1 protein-coding gene is annotated in these 512 nt (G+C 68.9%); it reads right to left on the bottom strand.

What is annotated here, in order from left to right:
- On the bottom strand, positions 1–512 hold a 512-nt coding region (locus F2B26_RS16980; RefSeq protein WP_268891130.1), incomplete at both ends, for a glycosyl hydrolase.

The following is a 512-nucleotide window of genomic DNA, read 5'->3' as shown; positions in this document are numbered from 1 at the left end:
CCGAAAGCGGCTTCCGTCTTGCCCGCCGGCCAGAGGTCGTCGGCCAGCCGCTTGTACTCGACGGGGTCGTCGGCCAGGGCGGGCGAGCCCTCGGGCCGGACGCCGGCGACGCTCAGCCCCGCCTCGACCAGGCCGTGGACGCGCCTGAGCACCGCCAGCGACATCCGCCGGCTGGAGCCGCCCAGATACAGCAGCTGATAGCTGGCGCCGCTCTTGGCGACCAGCGCGCCCTCCTTCACCTCCAGGCTGTTCAGCAGCAGCTCGGAATTGACGAAGTCGAAGGCGTAGCCGTGCGGGGCGTCGGTCATTTCGGCGTCGACATAGAGGCCGGTGAGCGGGGCCTCCTCGCCGCTGAAATAGGCGACGTCGGCGAAGAAGCGCCCCTGCTGGAGCATGAAGGCGTTGCGGGACATGTAGTCGACCCACGGCCCCGCCATCTCGGCCCAGGTCTCGTTCCGGTTGAAGTACTGGCCGAAGATCGACAGCGACAGGCCCGGCTTCTTGTCGGTCAG

The organism is Cellulomonas citrea, from assembly GCF_009829685.1.
GTDB classification, from domain to species: Bacteria; Actinomycetota; Actinomycetes; order Actinomycetales; family Cellulomonadaceae; genus Cellulomonas; species Cellulomonas citrea.
The sequence above is the reverse complement of the archived record's forward strand: the minus strand, read 5'-3'. Positions and strand labels throughout refer to the sequence as shown.